Here is a 17,281-nt window from a genome sequence, read left to right on the forward strand (position 1 = left end):
ACTCGAGAGAGAATTTTAATTTTATCAGGATAATTGTAAATATATTAGGGTTTCATTATTTTCGAGTGGATACGAAAATAAAATGTAATTTAAAATGCTACAAGAGCCACGAATAAGCCAGCTAAATAAGGATACGGAGATTGAAGCCACAAAAATAGCAACGTAGATAAAACAAAGAAACCAACGCCAACAATGAGAGAAACTTTCTTCATTACGTAGCCCCTTAAATAATAACATCCCATTAAACTTAATACCTTTTTCCTTTTATTTGGGTGTGAATAGGAAATAAACGTTCCTCTTATTGAAGAAAAGATCTTAGCTAGAGCTGTCAAGCAAATCCATTAATATGCTAATTTTATTCTAACTTACAACAATACCAGATTTAAAGCTTCGGAGGTGAAAAAATGAAATTAAAGAATATTAATGTAAAAAAATACACTTTATTATGGATAAGTTTGATACTGCCCTTTAGTAGATTGGTTCTTGTTAGAAACAATTCTACATAAAATAGGCTTTTTTCTACAGAAAAGCCATTTTATTCTACATCAAAGAAAGTTAATTCAACACAAAAGTGATTTATTTCAACATCAAGGCACTTTTTTAAAAATAATTTTGCTATTTGAGCCAAAAGGACGCTTAAACAGCAACAATAGTAGATTGGTTTTTATTAGGAACAATCCTACATAAAATAGGCTTTTCTCTACACAAAAGCTCGCTTATTCTACATCAAAGAAAGTTAATTCAACACAAAAGTGATTTATTTCAACATCAAGGCACTTTTTTTTATGATTTTGCTACTTGAGGCAATAGAACACTCAAACAGCAACAATAGTAGATTGGTTTTTATTAGGAACAATCGTACATAAAACAGGCATTTCTCTACACAAAAGCCATCTTATTCTACATCAAAGAAAGTTAATTCAACACAAAAGTGATTTATTTCAACATCAAGGCACTTTTTTTATTGATTGTTGCTACTTGAGCCAAAAGAACACTCAAATAGCAACAATCAATAAAAAACAGCATTCCTTAAGAAAAAAATCCCCTCAGAATCATTTCTTGAGGGGATCGTCTTTTTTAAAAAGTATAAGCGGACAGCTATCTTCACGCCGCTCGTCTCAAGGGAAATGCATCCTTGAGACTTTAAAGACCGCTAAGCAGTTTTTCTTACACATTCATGCTCATTTTTTCAAACGCTTGCTCAACAGAAACGTACTCATAACCAAGATCTTTGGCGACTGCTTCATACGTAAGATGACCCGCAACAGTGTTGACACCTAGTTTAAGGTGAGTGTTATCAGTAACGGCTTTTTCGACACCTTTATTTGCAATTTGCAATGCATACGGTACCGTCACGTTTGTAAGCGCAATTGTAGACGTTCTTGGCACCGCGCCAGGCATATTTGCCACAGCATAGTGCACAACACCATGTTTATCATACGTTGGGTTGTCATGAGTGGTAATGCGGTCAACCGTTTCAAAAATACCGCCTTGGTCAATGGCAACGTCGACAATGACAGATCCTGGTGTCATCGCTTTAATCATGTCTTCTGTTACGAGCTTTGGTGCTTTTGCTCCTGGGATTAATACGGCACCAATGACTAAATCAGACTCTGCAACCGCTTGAGCGATATTTAATGGATTGGACATTAACGTTTGGATTTCGTTACCGAAAATATCATCTAGTTCGCGAAGGCGTTCAGGGTTTAGGTCAATGATCGTGACATTCGCACCGAGTCCCATCGCGATTTTTGCTGCGTTAGTACCGACAACTCCGCCACCAATGACTGTGACTTTTCCACGTTGAACACCAGGAACTCCGGCTAAGAGAACGCCTTTTCCACCGTTGGATTTTTGTAAAAACTGTGCGCCGATTTGCGTTGACATACGACCGGCAACTTCACTCATTGGTGTAAGGAGTGGCAGTGTACGGTTGACTTCAACCGTTTCGTAAGCAATCGCTGTTACGCCTTTTTCAGTTAACGCTTTGGCAAGTGCCGGTTCGGCGGCTAAGTGTAAATACGTAAATAAAATAAGACCTTCACGGAAGTAGTCATACTCTTCTGGTAGTGGCTCTTTAACTTTCATAACCATTTCAGCAGACCAAGCATCCGCAGCTGTATCAACGATTTTTGCTCCCGCATCAACGTAGTCCGTATCCTCGAAACCGCTTCCAATTCCAGCGCTAGTTTCAATGTAAACGTGATGTCCGACTTTAACTAATGCGTCAACGCCTGCTGGTGTGAGCGCAATCCGATTTTCGTTATTTTTAATTTCTTTTGGGACTCCGATAATCATGATAAATTCCTCCTCCAAAAAAATAATCCTCTGTTAATCAGAGTATAAGCATTAAAAACCCTCTTTGCTTTGTTTGGAAAAGAGAAAAAAAAAGAGGCCTTTTGTGAAAATCTACAAACGGCCGTTCTTTTTTAATTTATTAAGTTTGATATCCAAATACAACGTCATTTTTTCATTCGGGCTTCTTAAGTTGATATCCCCTACATCTGAGATGCGTTTGAGTCGATAATTTAACGTATTATTATGGACATTCAACTCTTTAGCTGCCTCATTGACATTATCTTTATTTAAAAACACTTCAAGGGTCGCTAATAGTTGTGTTTTGTGAAGGGTGTCGTAGTCGGTTAGTTTTTGCAGCGACGTGTTTTCATAACCATCCTCCTCATTCTTTTGAAGAAGGACATCGAGGTACCGGTAAATTCCTAATTGCTGATAGCTATTCGTGTCGCCTACCTCTTTAGGGAATTGATTCTTGACCTGTAAAACAGTGAGTGCCTCTTGGTAGCTCGCTTCAATCCTTTGATAATTTTCATAGATATTGCCGCAACTACCCTGGATTTGACTAATATTAAACCGATGATTCATTTGAGTAATAAAATCGTCGATAAACTCAGATGCATCTAGCTTTCCTTTTGTCATTGGGGGAGGTGAACATAGTAAAATTAATTCGTTGCCATCGATCACGTGAAAGGTGACACTTAGTTTTTGAGTGGTTGTAATCATATAGGAAATATACCGCTCGATTTTCGGGTTAATGTCATGTTGAAATTGGAAGACAATAACGGAGACCGGAAAAGGAGCGCGAATATTTAACTGTTCAAAGCTTTCATTAATTTCTTCATGCGATTTTAGGTGGCCCGTGAGAAGCTGCCAAAAGAACTCCTGATGCCCTTTTTCCCGCTTTAGTTTGCGTCCTTTAAGCTGTAACAATTGGTTTTTCGCAGCTTGAGCAGCCTTTTTTAACAGCGCTAACTCTTCATCTAACAGGTGATTATCGATTTCAAGTGCCCAAATATAGCCTAAAATTTCATTTTTCCTTCGAATGGTGATCGCGATTCGATCACCAAGCCCGACTTCGGTTATTTCTGAAATACGTACAGGCTCTTCACTCTGAATGAGCTTTGGCATAATGCCGTCTCTCCACAAACTATTGATAACTTTTTCGGGTACTCTCCTTCCCATAATGGTCGCAATTCTTGCAGAATCCGTTCGTTCATCATGAGAACTATAGGCTAACAGGCGGTGGTTAGCATCCTCTATTGTGACAGGACATTTCAACACATCACTGATTTTGTCGACTAAATTCTCTAAACTTCCAAAAGACCCTTGAAAAGGATTCTTATTTAAGGTGTTGTCGTTCATAAAAAAACCCCTCTAGATTTGAAAAATTCTGGCGCACCGGCGTGACCATTCGTCATTAAATACCTACATATATTCTATTCTTAAATACAGCTAATAGACAAGTATATAGGAAAGAACTTTGTCATTGACATGTTTTTAGGCAAAATCACCTCTTTGGATAACGTGAAGTTTTCAATTAATTCTCACTTTTTTAGTTAGAGGTCATTATTTGAAAATAATTGTATTTCACTACTCTTTGGAATTCTTTAGTCATTTGTTTTCTTTGACAAACGTGATATATTATATTTGGATAATTTCACAACTATAATTGTTTTCATAAATGTTAAAATGACGCTATGCCTTTGAAAGCGTTATCATCCAAAGGGGGATTTTTTTTGGATTTACTATCTATATTAGACAGAATTAATGGTGTTTTATGGGGAACACCGAGTTTAATTTTACTATTCGGGACAGGCCTACTGTTAACTGTTATGTTAAGGGGCCTTCAGTTTAGACGATTACTCTACGCCTTTAAGCTTGCTTTTACGAAAGAAGGCAAAAGCGACTCAAAAGATGAAGGCGATGTCAGTAATTTTAAAGCGCTAATGACCGCTCTAGCTGGAACGATTGGAAATGGTAATATTGCCGGAGTAGCAACAGCCATTACGTTAGGTGGTCCGGGAGCGATTTTTTGGATGTGGATTGTAGGTCTATTAGGGATGGCAACGAAATATGCCGAGGCTCTATTGGCCATGAAATATCGTGTAAAAAATGCAAAAGGTGAATATTCCAGTGGGCCAATGTATTACGTTGAACGCGGCTTAGGAAAGAAGTTTAAATGGTTAGCCATTGCATTTGCTATTTTTGGTGCCTTTGCAGCATTAGGGATTGGAAACAGTGTCCAATCCAATACGATTGCCGGCGTGATGGAAACGTCTTTTGGCGTTAATAATATCACGACCGCCATTGTCCTTTCTGCATTAGCTGCCTTAATTATTTTTGGTGGTTTACAACGTATTAGTGCTGTAGCGGGCTTTTTCGTACCGATTATGGCGGTATTTTATATCTTAGGATCACTACTCATTTTAGCTATTAACTTTGATCAAATTATTCCTGCTTTTCAATTGATTTTCCATTATGCATTTAATCCCGTTGCCGCAACAGGCGGGTTCGTTGGAGTCCTTGTATCTGAAGCGATCCGAAACGGTGTTGCTCGTGGAATTTTCTCAAACGAAGCTGGTTTAGGTACAGCTGCACTGATTGCAGGGAATGCCAAAACAGATCATCCTGTTAAACAAGCACTTGTAGCGATGACAGGAACGTTTATTGTTACGATCATTGTCTGTACGATGACCGGGCTAGTCCTTGTTATTACAGGTTTTTGGGATCCAACTGGTGGTCAACTCTCAGGAGTCACTCACGAAGCAGGCTTGGAAGGCGGCGCATTAACCGGGGCAGCATTCGCATCAGTTTTAGGTGGTGTTGGTGAATATATCGTTGCCTTTTCAGTTATTTTCTTTGGTTTCTCAACGATTGTTGGTTGGTATGTCTACGGAGAAAAATGCTTCGAGTATATCGCTGGAACCAAGGGGATTTCAGGGTATCGCGCCATTTACATTGCGGCCTGTGCAATTGGTGCCGTAGCCAATTTAACAACGATTTGGGCTTTCGCTGATATGGCCAATGCATTAATGATGATCCCGAACTTAGTTGCCCTTATCTTATTAAGTAAAGTGGTCGTTCGAGAAACAAATGACTACTTTAACAATCACTACCAAGCAGCAGATAAGGCGATCAAAAAAGCAAGTTAAGCTGGCTATTTTAATGCGGAACCTGGTAAAGAAATGAATAACTCTAGAACAATGAACTGAGCATCGTCAAAGGTGCTCAGTTTTTTTATACTTTACGAAGTTTAATTTCTCTAAAGGAAACTAGTGCTTGGCGGTAATGCGAGTTTTCTTGAAAAGATAAGAAACTAAAAAAAGACAGACAGCTACTTTCACGCTTCTCGTATAAGACAGTTAAATTTTTAAAACATTCTAAATACATTGACTTCGTTGGGGGTTATTACTAAGATAGAAAAAAGGTTTTAAGAAACAGTTGTGATCCGTGTCTGTGTTTTTGAGAAACAACCTTTTTAAAAAAGCTTACTTAGGTCATTTCGAGATTGAGAGGAGCAATTGTATATGGTAAAAAATTTATTTACTAGGTTAGAAGAAGTTTATCCAGAGATGGTGGAATTCAGAAGAGATCTCCACATGTACCCTGAACTTTCACACCAAGAGGTGAACACGCCGAAAAAAATTGCTGAATTTCTATCAAACTTGGGATTAGAGGTTAGAACCGGGGTTGGTGAAAAAGGAGTAGTAGGGTATTTAAAAGGTGGCAAGCCGGGAAAAACAGTCGCATTACGTGCGGACTTTGATGCTTTGCCGATTCAGGAAGAAAATGATGTTGAATATAAGTCTCGTGTTCCAGGAGTGATGCACGCATGTGGCCATGATATTCACACGTCTGCTTTATTAGGTGTAGCTAAAGCACTCTCTGAAGTGAGGGATGATATTAAAGGGAATGTTGTATTTATTCACCAATTTGCCGAAGAAGTCATACCTGGAGGAGCTAAGTTTATGATCGAGGATGGCTGTTTGGATGGTGTTGATGTTGTTTATGGAGCTCATGTTTCCTCTATTCATCCACTTGGGAGTGTTGGTGTAAGAGAAGGAGATATGATGGCATGCGGGGATACTTTCGAAATTGAAATTTCTGGAATTGGTGGGCACGCGGCAACTCCGCATTTGACTGTAGACCCTATTGTTTTAGGGAGCCAGACGATTGTTAACTTGCAACAGATTGTTAGTCGTAAAGTGGACCCACTAAAACCCGCAGTCGTTTCTGTTGCTGCATTTAATAGTGGGACAGGGTTTAATGTCATCCCTGATAAAGCTAGGATCACCGGAACCGTTCGAACTTTTGATGAAGATGTTCGGGACATGATCGAATCTTTAATGGAAGAAATTGTGGTGTCTACGTGCAAAGGAAGTGGAGCGGAGGCTACCTTTAACTATGTTCGAGGGTACCCAGCAGTAAAGAATGATTCATTAGAGACAAAAAGGATCGAAACCATTGCAAAAAACTTGTTCGGAGAGGAAAAGGTACTCCAAATGAACCCTCAAATGGGGATGGAGGATTTTGCGTATTATGTACAAAAAGTTCCTGGTACGTTCTTTTGGGTTGGCGGAGGAAACAATACTTTGGGAGAGGCGTACCCGCATCATAATCCTAAGTTTAATGTAGATGAACAATCGATGGTGGACATTGGAAAGTTATTCGTTTCAGCCGTTTTTGATTATCTTGGAGAAGAATGAAGTAACTAAAGTGAATGTCCGCACAAACATTTACATGTATTGAGGGGGAAGAACGTTGGATGAAGTTTTGCAAGCAGCCCAAAGTTTACCGGTATGGATTTTTGCTGCAATCGTTGTAGCGATCGTTATTTTTCAGGCGATTATATTTCTCATTGTCTCTGTTAAAACGGCTCCTGAGATTGGAATGTCTTCTGAAGAGACAAAGAGAGCTTTTCGAACCGGCGTCATTAGTAGTTTAGGGCCTTCTTTCGGAATTGCGATTGTTATTATTTCCTTAATTACTATCCTTGGTGCTCCTTTTACGCTAATGAGAATTGGCATTATAGGATCAGCACCAACGGAATTAACGGCCGCAGGGGTCGGTGCAAATGCTTTTGGGACTGAATTGGGGGCAGATGGCTTTAATCTCCAAGCCTTTACAACAGTTGTTTGGACGATGTGTCTTGGTGGAACAGGGTGGTTAATTTTTGCTGCTTTATTTACAAAATCACTCGGTAACACTCAAACAAAAGTTGTAAAGAAAAATCCTAAAATAATGGTTATTATCTCCACAGCGGCGATGTTAGGTGCCTTCGCTTATCTAGCCAGTCAACAAATGGTTCAAGGATATAGTCATGCCATTGCTGCCATTGTTTCGGGATTATCTATGATGGCGTTATTAACCTTTGCGAATAAAAAAGGGATCAAGTGGTTATCTGAATGGGCGTTAGGTATTGCGTTAATTATCGGTATGACCATAGGCCATTTTACAACATTATTTTAAAGAGGCAAGGAGGGATTGTTGAATGTCAGTACGAAAAGAAGTGGAATCAACAGGAGTTGATGAAGAACAGTCATCCAGTATGGAAACCTTTCATGATAAATCGCACTTTTGGGGACGATTAACGCTTTGGATGGTAGTCGTTGCATCTTTATTGCCACCGTTATACTTTTCTTTTATTTTGGATGCGCATCCTGGCTGGGGAGCGATTATTGGCGGACTCATTGGATATGCATCCTTTATCGGAATTATGTGGTTTTTAGAACCTATTACGTTTTATCCAACTTTGGGACGTTCCGGAACGTATCTGGCCTTTTTAACTGGAAACATTGCGAATATGTGTCTACCTTGTTCTGCATCTGCTCAAGAATCCGTTGGTGCTGAACCAGGGTCCAGGAAGGCTGAAATTGCTGGAACCTTGGGGATAACTGCTGCTTCGTTAGTTAATATTTTAGTCATTATCGCAGTTGTTTTCAGTGGTTCCTATATTATTATGATTCTCCCGGAACCTGTTGAACAAGCACTAAATTTAATACTTCCAGCTATTTATGGAGGCGTTCTGGGACAGTTTGCTCTTAAGAAACCTTTATATGGGTTAATTGCTATCACTTTAGGTATGGCTATCTTATTTGCCCCTATTTATAGTTTGATAAAAATTGTTTTGTGTGTAGTTAGTACGGTTGCTGTTTGTCTCTACCTTGAAAAATTAAAAGAATCAAAGGCGAGACATGAATAGGTTTCACAGAAAAAAATCTATAGAGGGTATACATAGGGAGGTCAACATGCGAATTAATGAAGATCGTCTTAAAAATCATTTTGAAGAACTAAGTCAAATAGGTAAGCTTGGAGATACAGGAGTATGTCGCCCCACCTTATCAACTGTTGAGAAGGAAGCATTTGAACTCGTGTTTACTTGGATGGAAGAAGCAGGGATGAAGTGTCGGATTGATCATTTTGGTAATTTAATAGGACGTAAGGAAGGAAAAGACCCCAATGCACCTGTATTAATGGTTGGTTCCCACTTAGATTCACAGCCCTATGGTGGGAGGTTCGATGGTGTAGCTGGTGTACTTAGTGGGATTGAAGCTGTAGCGACATTAACTGAAAATGAGTTTGTTCCTGATCGTCCTATTGAAGTTGTCTCCTTTTGTGATGAAGAAGGTTGGCGTTTTGGCAAGGGGCTTTTCGGTTCTAGAGGAATCCTAGGAATGTTAGATGAAGGAGAGCTTTTGAATAAAGATAAAGACGGTGTCACAAGAGAACAAGCATTACGTCACTTTGGGTGTGATCCGGATCGATCATTTGAATCGATTTATCCTCATGGTAGTATTCATTCCTTTCTAGAGCTTCATATCGAACAAGGCCCTTTATTACAAGAAAAGAATCAGCCCGTTGGTATTGTAACCGGAATTGCAGGCCCATTATGGCTAACTGTAAAAATAAAGGGGTATTCAGGACATGCGGGAACTGTACCGATGACGATGCGTCAGGATGCGCTTGTTGGTGCATCAGAAATTGTAGCTTTATTTCATGAAATCATGAAGCAGGATCCTCAGGGATCAACAGTTGGCACGGTAGGTTCACTAAGTGTTTTCCCTGATTCGCGTAATAGTATTCCAGAAGAAGTCGTGTTTACAATAGACTTACGGGATATTGATCTAGAGCGCCGGAATCATTATGAAAACCAGCTAAGAGAATGTGTTGCAAATGTTGCTGAAAAACACCAACTGTCTTATGAAATATTAGAAGATCAAAATAGTGAACCCAGTTTTTGTGATGAATGGATTAAAGACGCGATTCGCAAAGAATGTCAACAAGCCGGTCTCCATGCTCCTGAAATGATGAGTGGTGCCTTCCATGATGCTTTAATTATCTCAAATACATGTGACTATGGAATGATCTTTGTCAGGTGCAAAGATGGCATTAGTCATAACCCAGCTGAATATGCATCGTACGAGGATTTAGCTATAGGTGCGGACGTTCTATATGGCACTGTTTTGAAAATGATGAAATGAAAAGAAGTTTAATCATAACCATGGTCTATGTTGGCTATGTTCACACAAAGTAGCTGATCAAAACATTTGTGCGAAAAGCTAACGGGTTTACTTCAGAGGTGCAAACAAGTCATACATAAGCCAATACGCATGGATTTTCACATTTCACATGCGCTTTTTACGGTTATATCAAGGGTTATCTGTATATTATCAATAAAATCGCATTACATATCACACCCCTTTACTTAGGAATGGAAATAAATAATTCCATCTTGTGAGTTTTCTGCGACTTAATATGTGAATTGTTATGATAAACAAAGATATTGGCTATTTATGTTAAATGGTATTAGAGAAAATACAGAGCTTGTTTAAAGATGTACTTATAGAAGGGGAGGTCTCTGAATAAAACAAAAGGAGAGTACGTTGACTCATATTAAAAATATAGGACGTTTTTGTCTGACGGATGATAATGGATATATACTAAATGATTCAAGTTTAAAGAAGATTCAACCTGAATTTTTCGCGATGGTAGAAGAGGTAACAGAATATTATCAAACTCATTTGGGGTTAGACTTACATAGCGTATATATAAGGGGATCAGTTCCTCGTGGATTGGGTATAAATAGCGTTTCAGACTTAGATACAATAGCCATTACGAATAAAGAGACTAATGACATAGACTTGAAATGGGCAGACAAGGCTGAACAAGAATTGAATAGTAAATACAATTGTGTAAATGGAGTGGAATTTAGTTTCTATTACATTGAAGATGTTTTAGAAACCGTTAATTTTTCAATCATACCGTTTATGATTAAGACCCATAGTGTATGTGTATTTGGGGAAGATTTAAACGTGCATTTACCTAATTATAAAGCAGATAAAACACTTGGCAACGAACATCTTGTCAACCTAAGGAATCAAATTGAACGAGCAAAAGAAGACCTTTATGATAATGACGATATTGAAGATATTTTGGATTGTTGCGGATGGATTATGAAAATTATAGTTAGGGCGGGGCTTGCACTTGTGATAGAGAAAGAAAATAAATATACAAGAGACTTATTCCCAGCATTTGAGATATTTTCTAAATATTATCCAGAGAAGGAATCTGAAATGAAACAAGCAGTTAAATATGCTATTAACCCCATAGAAAATGCAAATGAAATAAAAGATTTTTTAGATGATATGGGAGGTTGGATGGTAAGTGAGTCTGAAAAGTGGTTGCAAGTTCACAACCCTAAAAAAGTCAGTAATATGAATTTATAGAAAATCTGTTTCTGATTGTGAAGATTTCTACTTAAAGTAACGGGTTAGCAAGAGTTGGAGATAGTATGGTTCAGGAGTTCCTTCTTGTGCTAACGAAGCAAAGAGTAGAAGATGATATAAAAATTTTTTTGTAAAGGAGGACTTATTCTTTGGATGCAAAATGTATAAAACTTCATGATTTTGGAAGTCCTCAAGATGTATTAAAAGTTGAAAATAAAGAAGTTGAACCTCCAAAGAGTAATGAAATCCTTGTTCGGATGTTAGCACGTCCTATAAATCCATCAGATTTAATACCGATTAAAGGGTCTTATTCTCAACGCATTTCTTTACCTCGTATTCCTGGTTATGAAGGTGTCGGAATTGTAGAAGATGTAGGGGCTTCCGTTTCTCATAGTTTTATTGGTAAACGTGTTTTACCTTTGCGTGGGGATGGAACATGGCAAGAATACGTTAAGACATCAGCAGAATTAGCAGTTCCGATACCGAAATCTATTGATGATTTTACGGCTTCGCAAATGTATATCAATCCAATTACAGCTTGGGTTGTATGTACAGAAGTATTGAAATTAAGAATGAATGATGTTTTATTGGTTAATGCGTGTGGCTCATCTATTGGACGTGTTTTTGCTCAATTATCAAAGGTTATTGGTTTTCGGCTGATTGCAGTGACTAGAAATATTAAACATACAGGAGATTTACTTCAACTTGGTGCGTCTTCTGTTATTAATACAACAGAAAAATCATTACATGAAACAGTTATGGAATTAACAAATGGACTAGGTGCTAATGCAGCTATTGATTCTGTTGGAGGTTCATCTGGTAATGATTTGGCTTTTGGTGTACGTCCAAACGGCAAATTTTTAACAATCGGTCTTTTATCGGGGGTACAGGTAAATTGGGCAGAAATTATTAATAAGGCAAAAGTAAATGCTAACATGTTTCATTTGCGGAATTGGAATAAAAATGTATCAATAGATAAATGGCAGAAGACCTTTAATCACCTTATAACATTGATAAATGATAAACAATTGCGTTTGATGGAGATAGATTCTAAATTTGACTTATTAAACGTAAGAGAAGCAGTAAATGTTGTTGAAATAAAAAAAACTAAAGGAAAAGTGTTTTTAACAAGTTGATTAATTAACTTTAATTCGTATTCAACAAGCGGAGTGCATAACAATAGTAGCGATAGCTCAATAAGCTGTCGTTGTTCTTGTTCAACGGGGAGAATTCTTAAAACTTCCTTGCATTTTATTCCTAAATAAAAGGGAATTCCTATTGGTACATCGTCAGCGAGTTGGTGCAAAACGGTCAACTTCCCTCAAAATAATTGGAAAGGTGAATTTTTCAACAAAAACTTATCTATTAAAGCCGTTCGGGAATTGAAAAAGAATGACCCGTTTCTAATAGAAGTGGATCGTATTGCTCTTCAAAAATCCGTTGAAATTGTACATGATGCCTATACTCGGTATTACAAAAAACATCATGGGATGGATTTGCCATGCGGAATAATTTATTGTAGAAAAAAATCGGTGAGTTAACCCTGTACTTTGCGCCCAAAAGGCTTAGAGAATACTTCTTTCTCTAAGCCTTTTTAATGTGAGATATACTGTGAAACCAGTTGTGATTCCCTATGTGGATGGGCTTGTGATTTACCGTTTTGCACCTTACAAACGGAAGCAAATGCGGATCTTAATAAATACCGCTATGCGGTTAGTTTCATTGTGCTACCTTTGATTTTTACAATAGAGAACGAAACCTACTATTATGAACACCTCCTTTTTTTGATTCCGGGATTACTTTTGAACATAAAAGAAGAGCTTATACTTCTCTTTCAACACCATTTATGCCAATATTAAAGTGAGATAAAATGGAATAAGGACGAGTATTGGAACCATTTAAACTATACTAAAATACACCGACATTTAGAGAGATTGGAGCAATTCAAGGATGTATCGAAATTTAGAGGACTGTGTAAATGATTTAGAAAAGCATGGCCATTTAGTTCGTATTCGAGAAGAAGTGGATCCTTATCTTGAGATGGCTGCGATTCACTTAAAGGTTTATGAGGCTGGCGGTCCTGCGTTACTATTTGAAAATGTAAAAGGTTCGAAGTTTCGGGCGGTATCGAACCTTTTTGGTACAATTGAACGTAGCAAATTTATTTTCCGCAATACGTGGAAATCCGTCGAGAATGTCATGGCTGTACGAAACGATCCCGCTAAAGCGTTAAAAAATCCTTTTAAAAATCTTAAAACGGGATTATCGGCATTGTCAGCTTTACCTTTAAAAAGTGGACGTTCCCCTGTAGCCACACAAGAAATTAACATATCTGACCTTCCGTTAATTCAACACTGGCCAATGGATGGCGGCGCTTTTGTTACGTTACCGCAAGTGTATACGGAAGATCCGGACAAGCCCGGGATTATAAATTCGAATTTGGGGATGTACCGTGTTCAGCTTAGTGGAAATGAATACGATTTGAATCAAGATGTCGGTTTGCATTATCAAATTCATCGTGGAATCGGCGTTCATCAAGACAAAGCGAATAAGAAAGGCGAACCTCTAAAGGTAAGTATTTTTATAGGCGGACATCCTTCTCACACATTATCAGCTGTCATGCCGCTGCCAGAAGGTTTGAGCGAGATGACATTTGCCGGCTTACTTGCAGGACGACGCTTTCGTTACAGCTATATTGATGGCTACTGTATTAGTAATGATGCGGATTTTGTTATTACTGGAGAAATCCATCCTGACGAAACAAAACCGGAGGGACCTTTTGGTGATCATTTAGGTTATTACAGCCTTACTCATGACTTTCCAGCCATGAAAGTTCATAAAGTATATGCTAAGCCAAATGCTATTTTGCCGTTTACGGTTGTTGGCCGTCCTCCCCAAGAAGATACGTCGTTCGGCGAGCTCATCCATGAGATAACAGGTGATGCGGTTAAACAAGAAATCCCAGGTGTAAAAGAAGTCCATGCTGTTGATGCTGCGGGAGTGCATCCTTTACTTTTTGCGATTGGTAGCGAGCGGTACACACCTTATCAACAAGTCAAGCAACCGGCTGAGATGCTTACGATTGCTAACCGAATTTTAGGAACAGGACAATTAAGCTTAGCCAAATATTTATTTATTACTGCAGAAGAGGAAAAGTCATTAAATACACATCATGAAGAAGATTTTCTAACTTATATTTTAGAGCGGATCGACCTCCGTCGTGATCTTCATTTTTATACAAATACGACCATGGATACGCTCGATTATTCAGGTGACGGACTAAACCGTGGAAGCAAAGTGGTCTTTGCAGCTTATGGCGATAAAAAACGAGAGTTATGCACAGAAGTCCCGAACGAGTTGAAGGAGTTAGGAAGCTTTAAAAATGCACAGTTGGTTATGCCGGGCGTTGTTGTTGTGCAAGGACCTGAATTTACAAGTTACACTGACGCGCAAAAGGATTTACAAAGCCTTAGTGAAGCGATTCGAGCAAAGGGCGAGCTCCCAACCTGTCCGATGATTATTGTAAGTGATGACAGTTCATTTATGAGTGAAACAACTAAGAATTTTCTCTGGGCTACATTCACGCGCAGTAATCCATCGCATGACATCTATGGTGTGAATAGCTATTATGAGAACAAGCATTGGGCTTGTGATAATCTCATAATCGATGCCCGGATTAAATCACATCACGCACCGCCGTTAGTCCCTGACCCAACTGTTGAAAAGAATATAGAGCGGTTATTTGTCAAAGGGGCAAGTTTAGCTGAAGTAAAGATATAGTTGAAGGGAAAAACATAATTAAAACAGACCACTGCATTCGTGTTAGTGGTCTGTTTTTAATAAGAGAAAGTTTTCTTTTATCAGGAAAAACTTGAATATATCATGATTTCACCCTGCACTAAACTGATACATAAAACGCTCCATATAGTAAATAAATACTTGGTTATAGTAGCCTGGAAAATACGAATTACTGGAATGCCCGGCAAATGGCATCAAGATTAAGGCTGAATTTGATTTGCCTTTTTCATCATAAGTTTGATCGAACTTTACTGAAACGGATTGATCGACAAGGCCATCGTGTGTTCCTTGGTATATTAAAGCTGGTGGGCTATCTTCTGTCACTAAAAGAGATGGATCCGTTAACTCGTTCGTTCCCTCTACGTTAACTTTTGGTGCTAATCCGTTTGCTGGATAAATGGGAATGATTCCTCGAACATTAAGTTGTGGATTTAAGTCATCATATTGGCCGCTTGCTAACCCTAGTCCAACAGCATTCGCTAATTGTCCACCTGCCGAACCTCCGGACACAAACACTGAATCTAAATTAGCTTCATAATCAGAACAATGCTCAACTAAATAGTCGGTGAATAAACCGATGTGACGAACCATGTCATCAATTGAAAAACCGCCCACAACATTTTCAGGGACTTTGGAAAACTCAAAAAGCTTTTGTTCATGACTAAGCCCGTACTGAACGTCAAAGACAACGTACCCTTGACTTGCAAAGTATTTATTCACCTGCGCACTATTCGAGGCCCCTTTATCCCCCGTCGTCCAGCCTCCTCCGTGGATTCTTATTAACACGGAATGGTTTCCTGGTAAATCATCTTGATTATCAGGTGGCATATAGGCGTCAAAATGAAGCAAAATCCCTTCGTCAACGCCCGTAGTTCCTTCATAGTATAGAATATCTTGTTCAACACGATAATCGTCCGAAGCGGTTCCAAAAAAGTAATTTGGCAGCGAAAAGGGAGTATCTGAAAAGTGCCTTTGTTCCTCAATTGGGATTACATTGTTCGGATCTTCACCGAAAGCCTCTGAATAACTGAATTCAGCCTTGTGAATCGTGAATGGCGTTGTTAACAGCGGTAAGCTTAAAATGACTGAGACCGTTATGCCAATTAGGATCACAAGAAAGTTAACGAATGGTTTATTTTTGTAGGAATACATTTTTAAAATCAATGCAGTTATGGCAAGAAATATAATGCTAAAAAATAAGGCATACTGTGGACCGAATAGTTCAACCAAATTACGACTTTTACCTATCACTAGCTGATAAGAAAAATATACCCCTATTATGATGATGATGCCTAATAAAATGATAATGCCAATCTTTATGACAGTTTTCGTGTAGGTAAGCTTTTTGGTATGGGCATGATAAGCGGAACCCTCTGACGTTCTATGATATCGCCATTTTAAGATGGCGATAATGCCACCAAAAACGAGCAAGGTAAAAATCAGGAACATCGTAACGGGACTGCGCGATGTCATATTCGTAACATCGGTCGAAACCATTCTGTTCATAATAGGAACGATAACCATGACCACAATTGTTAGAAATAAATAGAGATAATCCAAGGTTGTGTGTTTGCTTTTAAAAAGAGTGATTATCATGTTCCCAATTAGTGTCATGAGAAGGATAACTCCGTATAAATTCCACATCCAATGAGAGGCGTTCGTGACGAAGTAAAGGATCCCAAAAACGATGGATAAAGCATTAGCAGCTACTAATGCTTTTATGAAAAAAAGATGTCGCTTTCTTTTTTGAGGATTTAGGGAGCTTTCCATGTAGTTTTCTCCTTAATATAATGATGCAGATACCATTTGGGTGAAATCCCTCTGATTTTTAATTTACCTCTTAAGTGAAATAATTACTCGTTATTTACGCCATTTATCAACAGCAAAACACAGAGTTTTTTCCGGAGTATTCGTGATTTCTTAACAGCAGGGACATGAATTAATCTTATAAATCAAAAAAAATTGATTTACTTCTTGTAATTAGTAAAAAGTGGATTTATAATGAATACATCAAAAAAAATTGATTTATAGGAGGTGTTTAATGGTGAAGCTTACCATTCCTTTAAATGGAACGACGGAAGTCACAGATTTTGCAGAATATGAAAAAAGGTTTAAAGCGTTGGCAGACCAGAAGCGTCTTCATCTCCTTTCAATATTGTGTAAAGAAGGGTCCGTGTGTGTTTGTGACTTGACCGATATTTTGGATCTTCCACAATCAAAACTGTCTTATCATTTAAAAATATTATTGGATGCGGATATTATTTTAAAAGAAAAAAGAGGGACATGGAATTATTACAAAATTAATAATGAAGTGATCGACCACCTTTTATCTGAAGAACTCTGCTGCTTATTTCGCCCAGCTAAATAAAGCTGGGATTTCATTACACGAATACATCAAAAAAAATTGATTTATTTTTATCTATTACATCAAAAAAAATTGATCAAATAGGAGTGATGTT

13 protein-coding genes are annotated in these 17,281 nt (G+C 38.2%); 9 read left to right on the forward strand and 4 right to left on the reverse strand.

Annotation, left to right across the window (positions count from 1 at the left end):
- Positions 1–89: 89 nt before the first annotated feature.
- From CDZ94_RS21875 to CDZ94_RS17125, 3 genes are all read right to left on the reverse strand, one after another.
- The gene (locus CDZ94_RS21875) at positions 90–212 is read right to left on the reverse strand and encodes a hypothetical protein (RefSeq protein WP_280951865.1); all 123 of its coding nucleotides are present in this window, start codon (positions 210–212) and stop codon (positions 90–92) included.
- Between the two features lie 955 nt (positions 213–1,167).
- Positions 1,168–2,298: an alanine dehydrogenase gene (ald, locus tag CDZ94_RS17120; RefSeq protein WP_096439122.1), complete on the reverse strand. Its 1,131-nt coding sequence runs from the start codon at positions 2,296–2,298 to the stop codon at positions 1,168–1,170.
- A gap of 111 nt (positions 2,299–2,409) precedes the next feature.
- Positions 2,410–3,660 (reverse strand): PucR family transcriptional regulator, encoded by a 1,251-nt coding sequence (locus tag CDZ94_RS17125; protein ID WP_096439124.1) that lies wholly within the window; start codon positions 3,658–3,660, stop codon positions 2,410–2,412.
- 335 nt (positions 3,661–3,995) lie between these two features.
- Between CDZ94_RS17125 and CDZ94_RS17130 the strand changes: the two genes are divergently transcribed.
- The 8 genes from CDZ94_RS17130 (at position 3,996) to CDZ94_RS17170 (ending at position 14,804) form a co-directional block, all read left to right on the forward strand.
- Positions 3,996–5,450, forward strand: coding sequence for an alanine/glycine:cation symporter family protein (locus tag CDZ94_RS17130; RefSeq protein ID WP_096439126.1), 1,455 nt, complete (start codon positions 3,996–3,998; stop codon positions 5,448–5,450).
- A gap of 375 nt (positions 5,451–5,825) precedes the next feature.
- Positions 5,826–7,004, forward strand: a complete 1,179-nt coding sequence (locus tag CDZ94_RS17135; protein ID WP_096439128.1) for a M20 metallopeptidase family protein — start codon at positions 5,826–5,828, stop codon at positions 7,002–7,004.
- A gap of 55 nt (positions 7,005–7,059) precedes the next feature.
- Entirely contained in the window at positions 7,060–7,767 is a 708-nt protein-coding gene (locus CDZ94_RS17140) for a DUF5058 family protein (RefSeq protein WP_096439130.1), read from the forward strand.
- 22 nt (positions 7,768–7,789) lie between these two features.
- On the forward strand, positions 7,790–8,500 hold the full coding sequence (locus CDZ94_RS17145; protein ID WP_096439132.1) for a small-conductance mechanosensitive channel: 711 nt from the start codon (positions 7,790–7,792) through the stop codon (positions 8,498–8,500).
- A gap of 46 nt (positions 8,501–8,546) precedes the next feature.
- Positions 8,547–9,779, forward strand: a complete 1,233-nt coding sequence (locus tag CDZ94_RS17150; RefSeq protein WP_096439134.1) for a M20 family metallo-hydrolase — start codon at positions 8,547–8,549, stop codon at positions 9,777–9,779.
- A 402-nt stretch (positions 9,780–10,181) separates the two neighbouring features.
- Positions 10,182–11,024, forward strand: a complete 843-nt coding sequence (locus tag CDZ94_RS17155; protein WP_096439136.1) for a nucleotidyltransferase — start codon at positions 10,182–10,184, stop codon at positions 11,022–11,024.
- Positions 11,025–11,173: 149 nt separating this feature from the next.
- Positions 11,174–12,160 (forward strand): zinc-dependent alcohol dehydrogenase family protein, encoded by a 987-nt coding sequence (locus tag CDZ94_RS17160; RefSeq protein ID WP_096439138.1) that lies wholly within the window; start codon positions 11,174–11,176, stop codon positions 12,158–12,160.
- A gap of 814 nt (positions 12,161–12,974) precedes the next feature.
- Positions 12,975–14,804, forward strand: coding sequence for a UbiD family decarboxylase (locus CDZ94_RS17170; protein ID WP_096439141.1), 1,830 nt, complete (start codon positions 12,975–12,977; stop codon positions 14,802–14,804).
- Positions 14,805–14,912: 108 nt separating this feature from the next.
- On the opposite strand, the gene CDZ94_RS17175 is transcribed toward CDZ94_RS17170, so the two are convergent.
- Positions 14,913–16,592 carry an alpha/beta hydrolase gene (locus CDZ94_RS17175; protein ID WP_096439143.1) on the reverse strand — a complete coding sequence of 560 codons (1,680 nt, stop codon included), beginning with the start codon at positions 16,590–16,592 and terminating at the stop codon, positions 14,913–14,915.
- Positions 16,593–16,863: 271 nt separating this feature from the next.
- On the opposite strand from CDZ94_RS17175, the gene CDZ94_RS17180 reads away from it, so the two are divergent.
- The gene (locus CDZ94_RS17180) at positions 16,864–17,190 is read left to right on the forward strand and encodes an ArsR/SmtB family transcription factor (RefSeq protein ID WP_096439145.1); all 327 of its coding nucleotides are present in this window, start codon (positions 16,864–16,866) and stop codon (positions 17,188–17,190) included.
- Positions 17,191–17,281: the final 91 nt, after the last annotated feature.

Source organism: Alteribacter populi (genome assembly GCF_002352765.1).
GTDB lineage: Bacteria > Bacillota > Bacilli > Bacillales > Salisediminibacteriaceae > Alteribacter > Alteribacter populi.